This is a genomic window from Paraburkholderia phytofirmans, from assembly GCF_046028095.1.
In the GTDB taxonomy this organism is placed as follows: Bacteria; Pseudomonadota; Gammaproteobacteria; order Burkholderiales; family Burkholderiaceae; genus Paraburkholderia; species Paraburkholderia phytofirmans_A.
Window position 1 is genome coordinate 757,519 of record NZ_JAQQDJ010000001.1, and the last position, 19,213, is coordinate 776,731.

Below are 19,213 nucleotides of genomic sequence, written 5' to 3' on the forward strand. Positions count from 1 at the left end.
CCGCGCATGTGTTCGCTTCGACGCGACGGCGCCTCTGTAGACGAGGGCGCGACAAACAGACCAAACAGGCCAGGCAGACCAAGCAGACGAAAAAAAACGCGGCCGAAGCCGCGTTAAAGATTTGGAGACTTCCCTCGATGAAGGAGTCACTTCTCGCAAGCAGAAGCATAACCGGGATATTGCGGATCATTCATTACAAAATCCGCAATTAACTGTTTGAGGAAATCGATTAAAACGTCGCCCGGACGCCTTCGGATCAATATCGCGTGCACGTATGTGTGTCTGAAACGCCCGAGAAATCGCTACGGATACCTACAAACTCGCCACGTGTTTCAGCGCGCCTGCAAGCAACTGCACTAAATGAAGCCTGACTAAAAAACGCGCAACGCCACGCGCGCTCCAGCACAAACAGATTTGACGGATTTGCACTAGTATGTGGTGGCTTCGCGCGCGGCCGAGTGTCGGTGCGGCGGTGCATCAAGTCCGGAGAAGACCATGATTGCGCTTCGAAAAGTGAATCTTGCAGTGGTGTTGTGGGCGTTGGCGTCGGGCGTCGCCTTCGCGGATACGGTGGCGCTGAAGGCGGATCTCGAGCCTTCGAGCGAAGTGCCGCCTCGCGTGAGCCACGGGCACGGCATGTTGGACGCCACCTTCGATACGTCGACGAAATCCCTGCAATGGACGGTCACCTATGAAGGCTTGAGCGGCCCGGCAACCGCCGCGCATTTCCACGGACCCGCGCCGGTGGGCCAGAACGCCAAGGTTCAGGTGCCGATCGACAAAGGCGCGCTCGCCAGCCCGATCAAAGGCTCGGCGGCGCTGACCGAACAGCAGGTGACGGATCTGATGGCGGGGCAGTGGTACTTCAACGTCCATACCGCGCAGAACCCGATGGGTGAAATTCGCGGGCAGGTTTTGCCGGCCAACTAGGCGAGCGGAAAGCCTTACCCGGCGCTGCGGGCGTTTTTAAGATTAGAAGCCGCCATCCACCGACGCAGCCGCGAACGCACGTAACATGACAGGACACAATCGAAGGAGCGTGTCCCGATGAGTTGGCAAAGTGCACTCGCGTGCTGGTATCTGCGCCGGCAGTTTCGACCGGAAACACTCAAGCCGCGCATCGATGTCGAAAGAGCGCGCGCGCTGACCGCCAGGCGCGCCTGGTCGCCGCGGGTGCCGGGCGGCTGGCGTCTGCGTGAGCTGTACGGCGCGGACGATACGCCGTTGCGCGGTGAGTGGATCGAACGCGCCGACCGCGCGCCAGCAACAAAAAACGCCGGACCGACCATCATGTATTGCCACGGCGGCGGCTATTACTTCTGTTCACCGCGCACCCATCGCTCGATCGTGTTCGGTCTGGCGACGCGCGCCGATGCAGCGGTTTTTTCCCTCGACTACCGTCTCGCGCCGGAGCATCGTTTCCCGGCGGCGCTCGACGACGCGACCGCGGCCTACCGTCAGTTGATCGTCGACGGAATCGCGCCGGAGTCGATCGTGATCGCGGGCGATTCAGCGGGCGGCGGTCTTGCGCTCGCCACGCTGGTGGCGCTGCGTGACGCGGGCGATCCCATGCCGGCAGGCGGTCTACTGTTCTCGCCGTGGACCGATCTGGCCGCAACCGGCGCCAGCATCCGCACCAACGACGCTCTCGATCCCATGTTCAGCGGCTCCGCGATCGAGCGGGCAGGGAAGGTCTACCTCGGCGACACGCCGGCCACGCATCCCTACGCGTCTCCCGTCTATGCGGACCTGCACGGCTTGCCGCCGCTCTTCATCATGGCGGGCAGCACGGAGGTATTGCTTGACGACTCGCGGCGCGTGTCCGACAACGCGCGCGCGGCGGGCGTCGACTGCGAACTCGAAGTGTGGAACAAAATGCCGCACGTCTGGCCGATCTTCGCGCCGTTCATCCCCGAGGGAAATCGCGCGCTCGATCGCGCCGCCAGCTTCGTGCGGCGCGTGACGAGCCGCGCGGCTCAACCGTCGAGCGCGATGTCGATCGTCTGATAGGCGGCCTCGACCGTCGCCTGGCCGTATTGCCGTTCCAGCCGACGCACGGTGAAGTGACCATGCGCGACCTGCTGGAAGTGATCGATGAACACCGTATTGACCATCGCGCCGAGCACCGCGCCGATCGCCGGAATCGACTTCGCGGCGATCTGTTCGCTCACCTGCACGGAAAAGCGTGCGGCGATCGTGTTGAGCAGGCGCAGCAAGGCCGCCGAACCATGCGCGGTGAAGCCCTTGGTGGCGATTTCGGATGACGCCTTCGACACCGCCTGCGCGAGCGCGCCGCGCATGATGAAGTAGCCGAAGTCGGCGTCGTCGTCGGCTTTCGACGTGCCGCCCATGCCGAGCACCGTCAGACATTGCAGCTGCGTGTCGATCGACGTCAGATCCTCGCCCTCGCTGCGCGCGATATCGCAGATCGAGCGGAACATCAGCGTGGTCGTGACCGGCAGTTCGACGGGCAGCGCGAACAGTCCGAATGCGCCGCCGGCCGCGCCGGTGGTCGCCACGGCAAACTTGTGCAGCAAGTTGCTCGGTTTGTCGGGCACCACCAGCGGCGTCGCGCCGTCCTGCCGCCCCAGCGTGCGCAGCGCGATCGCCAGGCATTTGCGTAGCGCCAGCTCCGTCGCGTCGGTGACTTTTTCGTTGGCGAACGCCGGCATGCGCGAGAGCAGTTTCTCCAGCGGCGCGCCGACGATGCTCGCCAGCTTCATCGCCAGAGCGGGGCTCTCCAGTTCGTGTTTCGCGCGGCGCAGCGCCTTCAGGTCGTCGTCCGATAACGATTGTGTTGCGAGCGAACTCGGCTCCATGTGCCTCCCTGGCGTCATGTGATTTTCATTGTTCCGTCGATTGCCGATGCGGCTAACCGCAGCGGCGTGTCCCGCTTAGAGCGTCGCAGCGTGGTATGATTCCCAATCGTTTGACGTGTCAACTGTTGCGCTATCAAAAATGGCTGTCCATACCGCGGCCCACCACTCGAGTGGGCAAGTTTTACCGTTCCGTGAATCGCTACTGGCGATGCTCGGTATCTCCTTCGTTACGATGCTGGTCGCGCTCGACCAGACCGTGGTCGGCACCGCGCTGCCCACGATCGTCGCCGAACTCAAGGGTTTTGAGCTGTACGCGTGGGTCGCCACGTCGTATCTGCTGACATCGGTGATCACCGTGCCGATTTTTGGCCGGCTCGGCGACTATTACGGGCGCAAGCCGTTCGTGATCGCGTCGATCGTTGTGTTCACCGCTGCTTCGGTGCTGTGCGGCGCCGCCAACAACATGCTGTTCCTCGTGCTCGCGCGCGGTTTGCAAGGCATCGGCGGCGGCATGCTGGTCGGCACCGCGTTCGCCTGCATTCCCGATCTGTTTCCCGACTCGGTCGTGCGTCTGCGCTGGCAAGTGCTGATGAGCTCGGCGTTCGGCATTGCGAACGCGGTGGGGCCGTCGCTCGGCGGGTTCCTCACACAGTATTACGGCTGGCGCTCGGTTTTCTACGTGAATCTGCCGGTCGGCCTGCTGTCGCTGTTTTTTGTCTGGCGCTTCCTGCCGCATCTGCGTCATGTCGAACACGAAGGCAAGATGCGGCTCGATTGGCCCGGCGCCGTGCTGATCGCCGTGGCGCTCGGCTCGCTGCAGCTGTTCGTCGAATTGCTGCCCAAGCATGGCGTGACCTTGAGCGCGGCCGCGTTGCTGGTGCTTAGCGTCGCGTCGGCTTACGCATTGTGGCAGTGGGAAAAGCGTTGCCCGACGGCGATCCTGCCGGTCGACATGTTCCGCAACCGCAGTCTCGCCGCGCTCTTCACGCTCGCGGTACTGGGCGGCTTTTCGATGTTCTCGCTACTGTTCTATGCACCCTTGCTGTTCCAGGGCGGCTTCGGCATGTCGCCGAAAGAAGCGGGTCTCGTCATCACGCCGCTGGTCGTGTTCATCACGATTGGCAGCATCGCGAATGGGCGCATCGTTTCACGCGTGCGCAATCCGAATCTGATGCTGTATATCGGCTTTACGCTGCTCGCGCTCGCGTGCCTCGGCGTGGTCGTTGCGACGCGCGCCATGCCGCAGTGGCTGCTGATGTCGTTCATGATCGTCGGCGGATTGGGGCTCGGTTTCGTCATGCCGAACCTGACGATCTTCGCGCAGCAAACCGCCGGCCGCGAACACCTCGGTATCGCAACGGCGCTGCTGCAGTCGCTGCGGATGATCGGCGGCATGATCGGCACGGCGCTGACCGGCACGCTGGTCAGCCATATGTACGCGAGCGGCGTGCGCAACGCGTTGGACAACGATCACGCGTCGCAATGGTTCGCGGACCTCGGCGACCCGCAGATCCTCATCAATCGCGACGCGCAAACTACTTTGCTCAGCCAGTTGACGCATGCGGGCCATAACGGCGCGATGCTGCTCGAGACCGCGCGCGAAGCGCTCGTGTCAGCGATTCATCTGGGGCTCGCCATGGCGGCGATCATCGCCGTGGTGTCGGTGTGGCAGAGCCGCAGAGTGCCGCCGATCAAGCTCCAACGCAAGCTCGAGCCCGTGATTCACGCGGACTGATTTTTTAGACTTACCGTTTTACTGACAGATCATGGAAGAACAGGACCGCGTCGCCGTCATGCAGCAATTCGGCCGCACATATCGGGCGTTCATGTCGGCTTTCGAGGCGCATGTCGGCCATCCGTTGCCGCGCTGGCGCATTCTGCTCGCGCTGCACGACCAGGGCGGCGAGTCGTCGCAGAAGCGGCTGGTGGAGCGCTTGCGTGTCGATCCAGGCGCGCTGACCCGGCAGCTGAAAACGCTGGAAGGTTTGGGCTGGATTGCTCGCAGCATGGATACGCGCGACAACCGCGTGACCAATGTGCGCCTGACGGAAGCGGGGCAGTCCGCGACTAAAGCCAGCTTGCCGCGCCGCAATGCGTTCCTGCACGACACGATCGCCGTGCTGCCCGACGAGGCGCTGAACGCGCTGTCAGGTGCGTTGAAGATGCTCGAGGCGAGGATCGGCGAAGTAGCGGCGACGGCGAATACAGCCGGAGCAGGCGAGGCTGCCGGTCACGCGCCCGAGACAGTGGGGAGTGAGGCGCCGCTACGCCAGCCTTGATTGGCCGGAGCGACGGGCGCGATTAAACATAGTTAGTCCGGCGGAACGGCCCGAAAAAACGAAGCGTTCCGCGACACCACGAAAGGCGCGCCTCGTTGCCCGGGAACGTGCCCTTCGCGAGCCACATCAGAAGAACGTTTCGATCACTTCCGTCACGCGATACGCCGGATCGACCACCAACACCTGACGCCACTTGTCGAACGTCAGACACGGATGCGAGATGTCGAACGCGATCATGTCGCCGACTTTCAGGTCAGCGCCTGCCGGAATCCGCAGATACGCGTGCTGATCCATCAAACCGAAAATCTCCCAGCCTTCACCCGCCGCGATATCGCGCGGCGCTTCGTTGCCCGGACGATAGTGGCGCGCCGGTTCGGGCATGCCGGCATCGAACGCGGAATCGCGCTTGCCTAGACCGATGATCGCGCGATCCGGCTCGGGAATCGACTGCACATACGCCCACAATTGCAGCGCGGGAAGCAGCCCTTCGCCCATTTTCTTCGCGACCGGGTTACGCGCGAAAATTTCCGTCTGCGCCTTGCGATAAATGCCGACATCGTGCGTCAGATAGCAGCCGGGGCGCAGCACGACCTCGACCTTGCCGGTCTCCGACGCCTTCACGAATTCTTCCGCGACCACGTCGTACCAGGCCGAACCGGCGCCTGACAGCACCGCCGGCGTACGCGCAAAACGGCCTTGCTCGACGAGTTCGCGCGTAACGGCAACCGCGCTTTGCAGGAACTCGCGTACTTCGTGTTCTTCCTTGAGCACGCCTTCATACAACTCGACGCCGGCGAGCTTCAGCGTGTCCGGATAGCGTGCAATTGCATCGAGCACGGCATTGCGCTGCGCCGCGTCGCGCACGCCAGTGCGGCCGCCCGGCACGCCGAGTTCGAGCAGCACCTGCAACTGCTTGTTCACCGATTTGAAAAACTCGCCCAACTGCTCGACGCCTTCGACCGAATCGACGAGACAGAAGAATTCGAAATCCGGATCGCTGAGCAACTCCGCGACCATCATCATGTTGTGACGGCCGACCAGCTGGTTGGCCATGAGAATACGCGAGACGCCGCCGTGATAAGCCGCGCGCACCTGATGCGCGGTGGCGAGGGTGATGCCCCACGCGCCGTTTTCGAGCTGACGGCGAAACAGCTGCGGCGCCATTGTCGTCTTGCCGTGCGGCGCGAGTTTGACGCCGTATTCCGCGACGAATGCCTGCATCCACTTGAGGTTGTGCTCCACCCGGTCCGCGTACAGCACGGCGGCCGGCAGGCTCACGTCTTCGTTCAGCAGGTTCCACTCGAGGCGCTTGGCATCCGTGAGTTGGATGCTGGTGCCCGGAACCATGCCCAAGCCCTTGCTATAAGGATCAATCGTTGCGCCCTGATAGTTTGTAACTTTCATGTCTCCTTGCTCCATCGTCCAGTTAAATTGAATCAAAGTTGACTTTACCATGTTACCGAAAGTACGATGGATGGAGAAATGTTATTTAGTACCACGGCTTGCCGAAGGCGCGAGGTTGATGCCCCGCTCAGCCTTCGCGCAGCAATCCACAGTCTGCAATGAACCTAACCGCCGAACCGCTGGCTTTCGACATCGTCGCGCGCATTGCCGAATGCGCGCCGGAACTGCGCTCGGCCGAACGCAAGGTCGCCGCGCTGATTCTCGACGACCTGACGGGCGCCTCGCGTGCCAGCATCGGCGCGCTCGCGCAGCAGGCCGAGGTGAGCGTCGCGACCGTGACGCGCTTTGCCAAGGCGGTGGGCTGCCGCGATGTGCGTGAGCTGAAACTGCGGCTCGCACAGGCGGCCGCCGTGGGTCAGCGCTTCCTGCAGGCGGGCGGCCCGAGCGACGCGCCGGAGCCGATCGCGACTCGCGTGTTCGACGAATTGCAGACCGCGCTCGCGCATAACCACCAATTGCTGCGCCAGGCGCCGCTGGGCGATGCGGCCGCCGCTTTGCGCGGCGCGCGCATGATCTACGTGTTCGGCATGGGCGGCGGCTCGACGGCGCTCGCCGACGAGATGCGCTTTCGGCTCGTGCGCCTCGGCAGGCCTGTCGCGACCTATCAGGACGGCTTGCTGCAACGCATGGTGGCCAGCACCGTGTCGCGCGAATGCGTGGTGATCGCGCTGTCTACTACTGGGCGCGTGCCCGAGATGGTCGAGAACTGCAAGATCGCGCGCAGCTACGGCGCAACCGTGATCGCGCTGACCGCGCCGGCTTCGCCGCTCGCGCGGCTGGCCGATTGGGTGATCCCGATCGTCGCCTTTGAGACCGATTTCATTTACAAGCCGTCGTCGTCGCGTTACGCGATGATGATGGCGCTCGATGTGCTCGTCACCGAACTTGCCGTCAGTCAGGGTGACGAGAGCCGCGAATTGCTGCGCCGCATGAAGCATGCACTCGACACGCACCGCGGCGGCGGCGATCGACAACCGTTAGGAGACTGATCCATGCACTCGCATCCCGAAGCCGCCGATACGCTGATCGTCGGCGCGCAACTGTATGACGGCACGGGCGCGCCGCCTGTCGAACGCGATGTCGCGGTTCGCGACAGTCGCATCGTCGCGATCGGCAACCTGTCGAACTGGCTCGCCGAAGAAGTGATCGAGGCCGAAGGCCGCGCATTGGCGCCCGGTTTCATCGACGTTCACACGCACGACGACACGCACGTGATCCGCTCGCCGCAAATGCTGCCGAAGATCACGCAAGGCGTGACGACGGTGATCGTCGGCAATTGCGGCATCAGCGCGTCGCCGGTTGCGCTGAAGGGCGATCCGCCTGATCCGATGAATCTGCTCGGCGAGCGCGAAGCGTTCAAGTATCCGACCTTCGCCGCGTATGTCGAGGCGGTGAACGCCGCCCGGCCCGCGGTGAATGTCGGCGCGTTGATCGGCCATACGGCGTTGCGCAGCAACCAGATGGACCGGCTCGATCGCGCGGCGACGCCGCAGGAAATCGACGGCATGCGCGCGCAACTCGAAGAAGCATTGAGCAACGGCGCGTTGGGTCTCAGTTCAGGACTCGCCTATGGTTCGGCGTTCGCCGCGCCGACCGAAGAAGTGATGGCGCTGGCCGAACCGCTCGCCGCGGCCGGCGCGTTGTACACCACGCACATGCGCACCGAATTCGACGCAATTCTCGATGCCATGGACGAGGCGTACCGCGTGGGCCGTCACGCCCACGTGCCGGTGGTGATTTCGCATCTGAAATGCGCGGGTCCGTCGAACTGGGGGCGCAGCGAAGAAGTGCTGAAGTCGCTCGAAGGCGCGAGCCGCCTGCAGCCGATCGGTTGCGATTGCTATCCGTACAACCGCAGTTCGTCGACGCTCGATGTGAAGCAGGTGACGGGCGATATCGACATCACGATTACGTGGTCGGAGCCGCATCCGGAGATGGCGGGCAAGCTCGTGAAAGAGATTGCGGCGGAGTGGGGCGTCTCGCAGCAGGAAGCCGGCAAGCGCCTGCAACCGGCGGGCGCGGTGTATCACAACATGTCGGAAGACGACGTGCGGCGCATTCTTTCGCATCCCGCGACCATGGTCGGCTCGGATGGATTGCCGAACGATCCGCTGCCGCATCCGCGCTTGTGGGGCGCGTTTCCGCGCGTGCTCGGCCACTACGCGCGCGACGCGGGCTTGCTGCCGCTCGAAGAAGCGGTGCGCAAGATGACAGGTTTGTCGGCGCGTCGCTATGGACTCACGCAGCGTGGCGAGGTGCAGATCGGCTACCACGCCGATCTGGTTTTATTCGACCCGGCCAAGGTGCGCGACGTGGCGACGTTCGAGAACCCGCAACAGGCCGCCGACGGCATCGACGCGGTGTGGGTGAACGGCGTGTTGACGTATCGCGATGGTGAAGTGACCGGCGAACGCGCGGGTCACTTCGTGGCGCGCGGCGCGGCGTCGAAGGGTGACGCGCACGGCGCGTTCTGATTGTTTAATCGATTGACTGATTGATTGCGGCGCGCGCGGCGATTCCGCTGAACGCGTGCCGGACTTTTTAAGGAGTGTGATGATGAAGCGATATGGTGTTGAAGGCGGGAAGGGAACGGGCGGTCAGCATATGCCGTTTGCGCGCGCAGTCGAAGCGGACGGCTGGCTGTTCGTATCCGGACAGACGCCGATGGAAAACGGCGAAGTGATCAATGGCGGGATCGTCGAGCAATCGCACAAGGCGATTCAGAACGTGTTCGCTATTTTGAAGGAAGCCGGCTATGGCGCGGAACATGTGGTCCGCTGCGGCGTGTGGCTGGATGACCCGCGTGACTTCGCGTCGTTCAACAAGGTGTTCCGCGAGTACTTCGGCGAGAATCCGCCGGCGCGCGCGTGTGTTGTTTCTTCGATGGTGATCGATTGCCGGGTTGAAGTGGATTGTGTGGCTTATAAGAAGCCCACGGCTTAACCCTGAATGAAGATTTAGCTGGTTTCGTTCGCCGCGGATTCGCGATCAAATTGCCGCGGCGAACAACCCACTGATTACTGCCGCGCCAGCCGCATATTGTCCGGCATCGGCAAGTTGTAGTTCGTGCGGAACGGATTGATGTCCAGCCCACCGCGCCGCGTATAACGGGCATACACCGCGAGCTTTACCGGCTTGCAGGCCTTCAGCACATCGAGAAAAATCTTCTCGACACACTGCTCGTGAAAACCAGTGTGATTCCGGTACGAGATGATGTAGCGCAGCAAGCCCGCGTGATCGATCTGCGGGCCGACGTAATGAATCTGCACGCTGCCCCAATCCGGCTGCCCCGTCACCGGGCAATTTGACTTCAGCAGGTTGGAGACCAAAGTCTCCTCGACGGGCGCTTCATCGAGCGCAGCCTTCAGCAATGAGGCATCGGGATGGTAAACATCCGTATCCAGATCCAGCCGATCCAGCGACAAACCTTCAAACTCTTCCATCTGCAATTTGCCGAACTCGTACGGCGCGGCCAGATGAACCGACACGGTCACGCCGCACGACGCGGACACATCACGCTTGATCGTGTCGCGCACGGCATCCATCGATTCGAACGCGGTCTGCGCGAATGAGCCGAGATACAGCTTGAACGACTTCGACTCGACGATATTCGGCGAATCCGCCGGCACGAAGAACGTGGCCACCGCGATCTGCGGCTTGCCGCGCGCATTCAGCCACGACAACTCATACGCATTCCAGATGTCCGTGCCGAAGAACGGCAACTGCGCGCCGATGCCGATCGCCTCGCGCGCATTTTTTCGCGCGATCGGAAACAGCAGCGACGCGTCGTATTGTTCGGTGTAAGCGGAGGGCTTGCCCAGCGGTGATTGTTCGGGTGTCATGATGCGTTCACGATGCCACTCAGCACGTGCCCCGTCGCCGTCACGACGCGGGCCGATTCGCAGTGGCCAATTTGGTCGTCGAAGAAAAAGTCCGGCTCGAACTCGCGCAAGAATGCGCTCTTGTCGAGGCCGCCGAGGAACATCGCTTCGTCGATTTCGATGTTCCACGCCATCAAGGTGCGGATCGCGCGTTCGTGCGCGGGCGCCGAACGCGCCGTGACCAATGCCGTACGAATATGCATCGGCGCGGCTTCGTCCGCGAGTTTTTGCAGCCGGTGCAGCGCTTCGAGCAACGGCTTCAACGGACCGTCCGCGAGCGGCAGATCCTTGTTGTGAATCTCGTGACCGACAAAGGCTCGCAGGCCATCCTTCTGGAACACGCGCTCGGCTTCGTCGGAAAACAGCACGGCGTCGCCGTCGAAAGCGATGCGGATTTCGTCCGGATACTTGCTCGCCATTTTCGCCGATTCGGGCAAGACGCGCGCGGCGGGAAATCCGGCGGCCAGCGCGTCGCGCACGTCCTGCTGATTCGCGGACAGAAACAGCGACGCGTTCAACGGCTTCAGGTAGCCGAACGGCGCGCGTCCTCGCGTGAACACGCCGCGCTCGATGGCGAGCCCGTGCTCACGGCACGAATGAAACGCACGCAGTCCGCTGATCGGATCGCTGCGCGACAGGATCACCACTTCCACGCGGTGGCCGCCGGTGTTCAAGGCCAGCAGCTTGCGGATCAGCGGAAACGCCACGCCCGGTTTGGCGGGCACGGTCAGGCGGTCGCGCTGCAACGCTTCATAGGCTTGCAGATCGCCTTCCTCGTACACGCGGTTCTCTTCCTCGAAGTCGAACAGCGCGCGCGACGAGATTGCCACCACCAGTTTGTCGACGAGCGAAAGAGCCATCTGCGGGTTGCGGTCCTAAGTAATCAGGCGAGGAACAGGCGATACACCGGATTCTGCGTCTCTTCCCAGTTCGGATAGCCGAGCGTGGCGAGGAATTTGTTGAACGCCTCGTTTTCGCTGTCCGGCACCTGGATGCCGACCAGAATCGAACTGTAGTCCGCGCCCTGGTTGCGATAGTGGAACAGGCTGATATTCCAGTTCGGCGCCATCGACGAAAGGAATTTCATCAGCGCGCCGGGACGCTCGGGAAACTCGAAGCGGAATAGACGTTCGTCGTGTGCCAAAGGCGAGCGGCCACCGACCATGTAGCGGATGTGCTGCTTCGAGAGTTCATCGAACGTCAGATCGACCGTGGCGAAGCCGTGCGCTTCAAACGCGCCCGCGATCTGCGCCGACTCGCTGCGATTCCTGATCTGCACGCCCACGAAGATATGGGCGGAGTTCGCATCTGCAATGCGATAGTTGAATTCGGTGACGCTGCGCGTGCCGACCAGTTCGCAGAAGCGGCGGAAACTGCCGCGCTCTTCGGGGATCGTCACGGCGAACACCGCTTCGCGCGCTTCACCGACTTCGGCGCGCTCGGCCACGAAGCGCATGCGGTCGAAGTTCATGTTCGCGCCCGACGTGATCGCGATCAGCGTCTGGTTCTCGATGCCTTCGCGCTCCGCATACTGCTTGGCGCCGGCCACGGCCAAGGAGCCCGCGGGTTCCAGCACGCTGCGGGTGTCCTGGAAGACGTCCTTGATCGCGGCGCAGAGTGCGTCGGTATTCACGAGCAGCACGTCATCGAGATATTCGCTGCACAGGCGGAAGGTTTCTTCACCGACCAGCTTCACCGCCGTGCCGTCCGAGAACAGACCGACCTCGTTCAACGTGACCCGCTCGCCGGCTTTCAAGGACGCCGCCATCGCGCACGAATCATCGGTCTGCACGCCGATCACCTTGATCTCCGGCCGCACCGATTTCACGTACGCCGCCACGCCCGCTGCCAGTCCACCGCCGCCGATCGGCACGAAGATCGCGTGAATCGGGCCTTGGTGCTGGCTGAGAATCTCCATCGCGACCGTGCCCTGGCCGGCGATCACGTACGGATCGTCGAACGGATGCACGAAGGTCAGGCCACGCTCTTCCTGGAGCTTCACCGCGTGGCCATAGGCGTCGCTATACGATTCGCCGAATTGCACCACTTCGACGGTCGGGCCGCCGTGTGCGCGCACTGCATCGACCTTGACTTGCGGAGTCGTGACCGGCACCACGATGATCGCCTTCACGCCCATACGCGCCGCCGACAACGCCACGCCCTGCGCATGATTACCCGCCGATGCCGTAATCACCCCACGCTCCAACGCTTCAGCGGGAATATGCGCCATCTTGTTGTACGCGCCGCGCACCTTGAACGAGAACACCGGCTGGTTGTCCTCGCGCTTCAGATACACCGGATTGCGCAGACGTGCCGACAGATTCGGCGCGCGTTCGAGTTCGGTCTCGCGGGCCACGTCGTAGACGCGCGCGGTCAGGGTTTTTTTCAGGTAGTCGTGGGAAGCCATGCGGGTGGCGCTGAGCGCTTGGTGAGACGGGAAGGGGTCAATGATAGCGCCAACGGTGTAGGCTCAGGCTCTCGGCATATGCACGGAAGCAGGGCCGTACAGCGCCGCCCGACCGTTCGGTTGGTCATTCCGGCAAAGAGGCGCCACCTTACTATTTGCCATGAAAGTGCCCAAACCCCCGCCGCTGTTCCGACTTCAGCCGTCAACGCGTGGCGGGATCATGCGGTAGAATTCCATTTTGGAATAAGGATCGGAAGATGCACTGGCAGCCTCGGATCGCCCACTTGATGCCCGCCCCGCGTGAGTGTTGTCCCGCGGCAGAGCGTCACGTCCGCCACGCACGATCGTGTAGCTATATCTGAGCGCCGCGAAGCGACCGGTGTGGGTTTGGCCGTCGGTCGAGCTTCGCTCCCCTAGAAGATTTCCAGCATTGCGCGCCACGCGCGCCGTCAGCCGACGCCTCATCGACGAGCGCGCCCGGTTGACCTACCGAGTCGTCCAAACATGAACGCACCTCAAGTTTTCGATCCGCACGGAGCCGCCGCTACGGTGGCTGCCGATCCAGAAGCGCGTTTGCGCGAAATTCCCTACAACTACACGTCGTTTTCCGATCGCGAAATCGTCATCCGCCTGCTCGGCGACGAAGCCTGGGCCGTGCTGGCCGAACTGCGCGCGGAACGCCGCACCGGCCGCTCGGCGCGGATGTTGTACGAAGTGCTCGGCGACATCTGGGTGGTGCGCCGCAATCCGTATCTGCAGGACGACCTGCTCGACAACCCGAAGCGCCGCGCGATGCTGATCGAGGCGCTGCATCACCGTTTGAGCGAGATCGAGAAGCGCCGTCGCGCCGATCTGACCGAACACGGCGATGAAGCGGGCGTGGACCGCGCCGCGCGTGTCGAAACGCTGGTGCAGGCCGCGCGTCGCGCCGTCGACGAATTCGCCAGCGAATTCCAGAAAACCTACGATCTGCGCAAACGTGCGACCAAGGTGCTGGGCAAGGTCACGGAAAAGGACAACATCAAGTTCGACGGCCTGTCCCGCGTCTCGCATGTGACCGACGCGACCGACTGGCGCGTCGAATACCCGTTCGTCGTGCTGACGCCGGACACCGAAGCCGAGATCGCCGGCATGATCAAGGCGTGTTTCGAGCTCGGTCTGACCGTGATTCCGCGCGGAGGCGGCACGGGCTACACGGGCGGCGCGGTGCCGCTCACGCCGTTCTCGGCCGTCATCAATACGGAAAAGCTCGAACAACTCGGCGCGGTCGAAATGACCGAACTGCCGGGCGTCGACCGCAAAGTCGCGACGATTTTCTCCGGCGCGGGCGTGGTCACGCGTCGCGTGACCGAGGCGGCCGAGCAGGCCGGCTTCGTGTTCGCCGTCGACCCGACCTCGCTGGATGCGTCCTGCGTGGGCGGCAATGTCGCGATGAACGCGGGCGGCAAGAAGGCGGTGCTGTGGGGCACGGCGCTCGATAACCTCGCCTGGTGGCGCATGGTCGACCCGGAAGGGAACTGGCTCGAAGTCACGCGCCTCGACCACAACATGGGCAAGATTCACGACATCGAAGTCGCGCGTTTCGAGCTCAAATGGTTCGACGGCAACTACGCGCCGGGCGAAAAGCTGCTGCGCACGGAGGCGCTCGACATCAAGGGCCGCGTGTTCCGCAAGGAAGGTCTCGGCAAGGACGTCACGGATAAATTCCTCGCCGGTCTGCCGGGCGTGCAGAAAGAAGGCTGCGACGGGCTCATTACGTCCGCGCGCTGGGTGCTGCACAAGATGCCGGCGCATACGCGCACCGTCTGCCTCGAATTCTTCGGCCAGGCGCGCGACGCGATTCCGAGCATCGTCGAAATCAAGGATTACCTGTTCGAGACGTCGAAGCAGGGCGGCGCGATTCTCGCCGGCCTCGAGCATCTGGACGAGCGCTATCTGCGCGCGGTCGGCTACGCGACCAAGAGCAAGCGCAACGCGTTTCCGAAGATGGTGCTGATCGGCGACATCGTCGGCGATGACGCGGATGCGGTCGCACAGGCTACCTCGGAAGTCGTGCGCATGGCCAACGGCAAGAGCGGCGAAGGCTTCGTCGCGGTCAACGCCGAGGCGCGCAAGCGCTTCTGGCTCGACCGCAGCCGCACGGCCGCGATCGCCAAGCACACCAACGCCTTCAAGATCAACGAAGACGTGGTGATTCCGCTCGACCGCATGGGCGAGTACACGGACGGCATCGAGCGCATCAACATCGAGCTGTCGATCAAGAACAAGCTGCAACTGGTCGACGCGCTCGAAGCGTTCTTCCAGGCCGGCAAGCTGCCGCTCGGCAAGAGCGACGACGCCAACGAAATTCCGAGCGCCGAACTGCTCGAAGACCGCGTGCAACAGGCGCTTGATCTGTTGAAACGCGTGCGTACCCGCTGGGAATTCCTGCGCGACAAGCTCGATCTGTCTTTGCGTGAAGCACAGCACTATCTGGTCGGCCTCGGCTACGAAGGTCTCGCGGAAAAGTTCGCCGACCGCGCCGACGCGCAGCCCGACGCCAACGTGTTCCATGTCACGCAAGACCGTACGATCCGCGTGTCGTGGAAGCAGGAAATCCGCGCCGAACTGCGGCAGATCTTCAACGGCGGCGAGTTCAAGCCGATCCTCGACGAAGCCCAGGCGATTCACAAGCAGGTGCTGCGCGGCCGCGTGTTCGTCGCGCTGCACATGCACGCGGGCGACGGCAACGTGCACACGAACCTGCCGGTCAACTCCGACAACTACGAGATGCTGCAGGACGCCCACACGGCGGTCGCGCGCATCATGAAGCTGGCGCGCTCGCTCGACGGCGTGATTTCCGGCGAGCACGGCATCGGCATCACCAAGCTCGAATTCCTGACCGAAGACGAGATCAGCGAATTCCGCCAGTACAAGCAGCGCGTCGATCCGCATGGCCGCTTCAATGCGGGCAAGCTGCTCGAAGGCGCCGACCTGCGCAATGCGTACACGCCGTCGTTCGGCCTGATGGGCTATGAATCGCTGATCATGCAGCAGTCCGACATCGGCGCGATTTCCGAGTCGATCAAGGACTGCTTGCGCTGTGGCAAGTGCAAGCCGGTGTGCGCGACTCACGTGCCGCGCGCGAACCTGCTGTACAGCCCGCGCAACAAGATTCTCGCCACCTCGCTGCTGGTCGAGGCGTTCCTGTACGAGGAGCAGACTCGCCGCGGCGTGTCGATCAAGCACTGGGACGAGTTCAACGACGTCGCGGATCACTGCACCGTCTGTCACAAATGCGTGACGCCGTGCCCGGTGAAGATCGACTTCGGCGACGTGACCATGAACATGCGCAACCTGCTGCGCAAGATGGGCAAGAAGAAGTTCAACCCGGGCAACGCGGCCGGCATGTTCTTCCTCAACGCCACCAATCCGCAGACCATCAATCTCGCGCGCACCGCGATGATGGGTGTCGGCTACAAAGCGCAGCGCCTCGGCAACGAAGTGCTGAAGAAGTTCGCGAAGAAGCAGACGGCGCACCCGCCGGCAACCGTCGGCAAGCCGCCGGTCACGCAGCAGGTGATCCACTTCATGAACAAGAAGATGCCGGGCAATCTGCCGAAGAAAACCGCGCGCGCGTTGCTGGATATCGAGGACAACAAGATCGTCCCGATCATCCGCAATCCGAAGACGACCACGGCTGATACGGAAGCGGTGTTCTACTTCCCGGGCTGCGGCTCCGAGCGGTTGTTCTCGCAAGTCGGCCTCGCCACGCAAGCCATGCTGTGGGAAGCGGGCGTGCAAACCGTGCTGCCGCCGGGCTATCTGTGCTGCGGCTATCCGCAACGCGGCTCCGGCCAGTTCGACAAGGCCGAGCAGATCGTCACGGATAACCGCGTGCTGTTCCACCGCGTCGCCAACACGCTGAACTATCTCGACATCAAGACCGTGGTGGTGTCGTGCGGCACGTGCTACGACCAGCTTGCCGACTACGAATTCGAGAAGATCTTCCCGGGCTGCCGGATCATCGACATCCACGAGTTTCTGCTGGAGAAAGGCATGAAGCTCGACGGGGTGAACGGCGTGCGCTACATGTACCACGACCCTTGCCACACCCCGATCAAGACGATGGACCCGGTCAAGCTCGTCAATCAGTTGATGGGCTCGGAGAAGGACGGCTACAAGATCGAGAAGAACGATCGCTGCTGTGGCGAATCCGGCACGCTTGCTGTTACGCGTCCGGATATTTCGACGCAGGTCCGCTTCCGCAAGGAAGAAGAGATCCGTAAGGGCGCGGCGAAACTGCGGGGCATTCCTTTGGTGGCCGAAGCGGGCGCGAACGGGATCAATCCGGCCAATGCATCGGCCGGCTCGGCAGGTGCGCCGGAAGGCTCCGTGCTCAAGGCCGGCGACGGCCCGCAGCCGAAGGGCGCCACCGACGTGAAGATCCTCACGAGCTGCCCGTCCTGCCTGCAAGGTCTGTCGCGTTACAACGAAGACGCGGGCATCGAGGCGGACTACATCGTCGTCGAGATGGCACGTCACGTGCTCGGTGAAGACTGGATGGTCGACTACGTGCAGCGTGCGAACAATGGCGGAATCGAGCGCGTGCTGGTTTAATGGCACGACTGACGATTTTTGCCTGAGGCCGACGATGGAATGCGTTTTTTGCCGTGAAGATGGCGGCGATGTGCTGTGGCACGACGACACCTTGCGTGTCGTCCTCGCCGATGAACACGATTACCCGGGCTTTTGCCGGGTCATCTGGAACGAGCATGTGGCCGAGTTTTCCGACCTCGACGGACACGCCCGCGATCGCGTGATGAAGGCCGTGTACGCGGTCGAGCGCGCGATCCGGCGCATCCTTGTGCCGGCCAAGGTGAACCTGGCGAGCCTTGGCAACCAGGTGCCGCACGTGCACTGGCATGTGATTCCGCGTTTTTCGAACGACGCTCATTTTCCGCTGCCCATCTGGGCGCCGCGCCAGCGCACGGTGTCCGAAGCCATGCTGTCGTCGCGCCGCGCGCAAGCCACTTTGCTGCGCGAAGCGGTGCGGCAGGAAATCGAACAGGCGCTGGCTTGAGCTTGAGTTCTCGCGAACCTGTCGCATCCGCACCAGGCCCAGAATGGGCAAGAAGAATTGAGGCGGCGTTCTCTATGAGGTCAACATGAGTGGACTGACTCCCGATACTCCGGTGCCGACCGGCGTGGTCGTGCATTCCAAATCGCGTGTACTTGAATTGCAGTACGCAAACGGCGAATCGTATCGACTGCCGTTCGAGCTGCTGCGCGTGTATTCGCCATCGGCGGAAGTGATGGGCCACGGGCCCGGCCAGGAAACGTTGCAGACCGGCAAGCGCGAAGTGACGATCACGATGATCGAAGGCGTCGGCAACTACGCGCTGCAACCGACTTTCTCGGATGGGCACGCCACCGGCATCTATTCGTGGGACCTGCTGTACGACATGGCAGTGCGCCAGGATGAACTCTGGCGCGACTATCTCGCCAAACTTCAGGCCGCCGGCGTCGACCGCGATACGCCGATGGTTCAAGCCGGCGCTGCGCACGGGCACTGTCACTGATACGATTCGCCCCGAACGCCGCGCTGATGCGGCGCAACATTTCAGAATACGCGAAAGGACGAGCGCGATGAGCAAAACCCACTTCGGCTTTCAATCGGTCGACGAACAGGACAAGGCGCAGAAGGTGGCGGGCGTGTTCCACTCGGTTGCCGCCAACTACGACTTGATGAACGACCTGATGTCGGGCGGGTTGCACCGCGCGTGGAAAATGTTCACGATCGCCCAGGCCAACGTGCGGCCGGGCTACAAGGTGCTCGATATCGCGGGCGGCACGGGCGATCTGTCGAAAGCGTTCGCTAAGCAGGCAGGCGAAACGGGCGAAGTCTGGCACACGGACATCAATGAATCGATGCTGCGCGTGGGCCGCGACCGTCTATTGGACAAGGGCGTGATCACGCCGGCGCTGCTTTGCGACGCCGAGAAAATTCCCTTTCCGGACAATTACTTCGATGTGGTGACCGTGGCATTCGGCTTGCGCAACATGACGCACAAAGACGTGGCGCTGGCGGAAATGCGGCGCGTGCTGAAACCCGCGGGGCGTCTGCTGGTGCTGGAATTTTCGAAGGTATGGGATCCGCTCAAAAAGGTCTACGACGTCTATTCTTTTAAGGTGTTGCCGTGGTTGGGCGAACGCTTTGCAAAAGATGCCGAGAGTTACCAATACCTCGCGGAATCGATCCGGATGCATCCGGACCAGGAAACTTTGAAAACAATGATGGAACAAGCGGGCCTGGACGGCGTCAAATATTACAATTTGTCAGCTGGCGTGGTAGCTTTACATGTGGGGACCAAATACTAGGGT

General features: G+C 62.7%; 16 protein-coding genes. 11 read left to right on the top strand and 5 right to left on the bottom strand.

The window, feature by feature from the left end:
* The first annotated feature begins 495 nt into the window (after positions 1–495).
* Both PQR54_RS03490 and PQR54_RS03495 read left to right on the top strand, forming a co-directional pair.
* Positions 496–930 (top strand): CHRD domain-containing protein, encoded by a 435-nt coding sequence (locus PQR54_RS03490; RefSeq protein WP_408244080.1) that lies wholly within the window; start codon positions 496–498, stop codon positions 928–930.
* 117 nt (positions 931–1,047) lie between these two features.
* Complete coding sequence (locus PQR54_RS03495; protein ID WP_408244081.1) at positions 1,048–2,007, top strand: alpha/beta hydrolase; 960 nt, start codon at positions 1,048–1,050, stop codon at positions 2,005–2,007.
* Here the strand turns inward: PQR54_RS03495 and PQR54_RS03500 are convergent.
* Positions 1,977–2,819 (bottom strand): EcsC family protein, encoded by an 843-nt coding sequence (locus tag PQR54_RS03500; protein ID WP_408244082.1) that lies wholly within the window; start codon positions 2,817–2,819, stop codon positions 1,977–1,979. The genes PQR54_RS03495 and PQR54_RS03500 overlap by 31 nt on opposite strands.
* Positions 2,820–2,958: 139 nt before the next feature.
* Between PQR54_RS03500 and PQR54_RS03505 the strand changes: the two genes are divergently transcribed.
* Together PQR54_RS03505 and PQR54_RS03510 are read left to right on the top strand one after the other, a co-directional pair.
* Positions 2,959–4,554, top strand: coding sequence for an MDR family MFS transporter (locus PQR54_RS03505; RefSeq protein WP_408244083.1), 1,596 nt, complete (start codon positions 2,959–2,961; stop codon positions 4,552–4,554).
* Between the two features lie 31 nt (positions 4,555–4,585).
* Entirely contained in the window at positions 4,586–5,098 is a 513-nt protein-coding gene (locus PQR54_RS03510; RefSeq protein WP_408244084.1) for a MarR family winged helix-turn-helix transcriptional regulator, read from the top strand.
* Positions 5,099–5,224: 126 nt separating this feature from the next.
* Here PQR54_RS03510 and PQR54_RS03515 read toward each other — a convergent pair whose 3' ends face one another.
* On the bottom strand, positions 5,225–6,502 hold the full coding sequence (locus PQR54_RS03515) for an amino acid deaminase (RefSeq protein WP_408244085.1): 1,278 nt from the start codon (positions 6,500–6,502) through the stop codon (positions 5,225–5,227).
* A 158-nt stretch (positions 6,503–6,660) separates the two neighbouring features.
* Between PQR54_RS03515 and PQR54_RS03520 the strand changes: the two genes are divergently transcribed.
* The 3 genes from PQR54_RS03520 to PQR54_RS03530 all read left to right on the top strand — a co-directional run bounded on the left by PQR54_RS03520 (position 6,661) and on the right by PQR54_RS03530 (position 9,505).
* Complete coding sequence (locus tag PQR54_RS03520) at positions 6,661–7,551, top strand: MurR/RpiR family transcriptional regulator (RefSeq protein ID WP_106301982.1); 891 nt, start codon at positions 6,661–6,663, stop codon at positions 7,549–7,551.
* A 3-nt stretch (positions 7,552–7,554) separates the two neighbouring features.
* Positions 7,555–9,036, top strand: a complete 1,482-nt coding sequence (locus tag PQR54_RS03525; RefSeq protein WP_408244086.1) for an N-acyl-D-amino-acid deacylase family protein — start codon at positions 7,555–7,557, stop codon at positions 9,034–9,036.
* An 82-nt stretch (positions 9,037–9,118) separates the two neighbouring features.
* The gene (locus PQR54_RS03530) at positions 9,119–9,505 is read left to right on the top strand and encodes a RidA family protein (protein WP_007179354.1); all 387 of its coding nucleotides are present in this window, start codon (positions 9,119–9,121) and stop codon (positions 9,503–9,505) included.
* A 74-nt stretch (positions 9,506–9,579) separates the two neighbouring features.
* On the opposite strand, the gene queF is transcribed toward PQR54_RS03530, so the two are convergent.
* Genes queF through ilvA form a run of 3 tightly spaced genes read right to left on the bottom strand, consistent with a single transcriptional unit; the run spans position 9,580 to position 12,892 of the window.
* Positions 9,580–10,404 carry an NADPH-dependent 7-cyano-7-deazaguanine reductase QueF gene (gene queF, locus PQR54_RS03535; protein ID WP_408244087.1) on the bottom strand — a complete coding sequence of 275 codons (825 nt, stop codon included), beginning with the start codon at positions 10,402–10,404 and terminating at the stop codon, positions 9,580–9,582.
* Positions 10,401–11,303: a 5'-nucleotidase gene (locus tag PQR54_RS03540; RefSeq protein WP_012431706.1), complete on the bottom strand. Its 903-nt coding sequence runs from the start codon at positions 11,301–11,303 to the stop codon at positions 10,401–10,403. Before PQR54_RS03540 ends, queF begins: the two co-directional genes overlap by 4 nt.
* Positions 11,304–11,326: 23 nt before the next feature.
* Entirely contained in the window at positions 11,327–12,892 is a 1,566-nt protein-coding gene (gene ilvA / locus PQR54_RS03545) for a threonine ammonia-lyase, biosynthetic (protein ID WP_408244249.1), read from the bottom strand.
* A gap of 462 nt (positions 12,893–13,354) precedes the next feature.
* Between ilvA and PQR54_RS03550 the strand changes: the two genes are divergently transcribed.
* The 4 genes from PQR54_RS03550 to ubiE all read left to right on the top strand — a co-directional run bounded on the left by PQR54_RS03550 (position 13,355) and on the right by ubiE (position 19,210).
* Complete coding sequence (locus PQR54_RS03550; protein ID WP_408244088.1) at positions 13,355–17,449, top strand: DUF3683 domain-containing protein; 4,095 nt, start codon at positions 13,355–13,357, stop codon at positions 17,447–17,449.
* Positions 17,450–17,483: 34 nt separating this feature from the next.
* Entirely contained in the window at positions 17,484–17,912 is a 429-nt protein-coding gene (locus PQR54_RS03555; protein WP_408244089.1) for an HIT family protein, read from the top strand.
* 85 nt (positions 17,913–17,997) lie between these two features.
* Entirely contained in the window at positions 17,998–18,411 is a 414-nt protein-coding gene (locus tag PQR54_RS03560; protein WP_106282019.1) for a gamma-butyrobetaine hydroxylase family protein, read from the top strand.
* A gap of 67 nt (positions 18,412–18,478) precedes the next feature.
* Entirely contained in the window at positions 18,479–19,210 is a 732-nt protein-coding gene (gene ubiE / locus PQR54_RS03565) for a bifunctional demethylmenaquinone methyltransferase/2-methoxy-6-polyprenyl-1,4-benzoquinol methylase UbiE (RefSeq protein WP_064265554.1), read from the top strand.
* The last annotated feature ends 3 nt before the right edge of the window (positions 19,211–19,213 follow it).

Bases quoted from the DNA above. Each gene is read 5' to 3' on its own strand.
- PQR54_RS03550 (WP_408244088.1), top strand. From the start codon at position 13,355: ATGAACGCACCTCAAGTTTTCGATCCGCACGGAGCCGCCGCTACGGTG.
- ubiE (WP_064265554.1), top strand. From the start codon at position 18,479: ATGAGCAAAACCCACTTCGGCTTTCAATCGGTCGACGAACAGGACAAG.
- PQR54_RS03515 (WP_408244085.1), bottom strand. From the start codon at position 6,502: ATGAAAGTTACAAACTATCAGGGCGCAACGATTGATCCTTATAGCAAG.
- PQR54_RS03490 (WP_408244080.1), top strand. From the start codon at position 496: ATGATTGCGCTTCGAAAAGTGAATCTTGCAGTGGTGTTGTGGGCGTTG.
- PQR54_RS03530 (WP_007179354.1), top strand. From the start codon at position 9,119: ATGAAGCGATATGGTGTTGAAGGCGGGAAGGGAACGGGCGGTCAGCAT.
- queF (WP_408244087.1), bottom strand. From the start codon at position 10,404: ATGACACCCGAACAATCACCGCTGGGCAAGCCCTCCGCTTACACCGAA.
- PQR54_RS03495 (WP_408244081.1), top strand. From the start codon at position 1,048: ATGAGTTGGCAAAGTGCACTCGCGTGCTGGTATCTGCGCCGGCAGTTT.
- PQR54_RS03540 (WP_012431706.1), bottom strand. From the start codon at position 11,303: ATGGCTCTTTCGCTCGTCGACAAACTGGTGGTGGCAATCTCGTCGCGC.
- PQR54_RS03500 (WP_408244082.1), bottom strand. From the start codon at position 2,819: ATGGAGCCGAGTTCGCTCGCAACACAATCGTTATCGGACGACGACCTG.
- PQR54_RS03525 (WP_408244086.1), top strand. From the start codon at position 7,555: ATGCACTCGCATCCCGAAGCCGCCGATACGCTGATCGTCGGCGCGCAA.
- PQR54_RS03520 (WP_106301982.1), top strand. From the start codon at position 6,661: ATGAACCTAACCGCCGAACCGCTGGCTTTCGACATCGTCGCGCGCATT.
- PQR54_RS03505 (WP_408244083.1), top strand. From the start codon at position 2,959: ATGGCTGTCCATACCGCGGCCCACCACTCGAGTGGGCAAGTTTTACCG.
- PQR54_RS03510 (WP_408244084.1), top strand. From the start codon at position 4,586: ATGGAAGAACAGGACCGCGTCGCCGTCATGCAGCAATTCGGCCGCACA.
- PQR54_RS03555 (WP_408244089.1), top strand. From the start codon at position 17,484: ATGGAATGCGTTTTTTGCCGTGAAGATGGCGGCGATGTGCTGTGGCAC.
- PQR54_RS03560 (WP_106282019.1), top strand. From the start codon at position 17,998: ATGAGTGGACTGACTCCCGATACTCCGGTGCCGACCGGCGTGGTCGTG.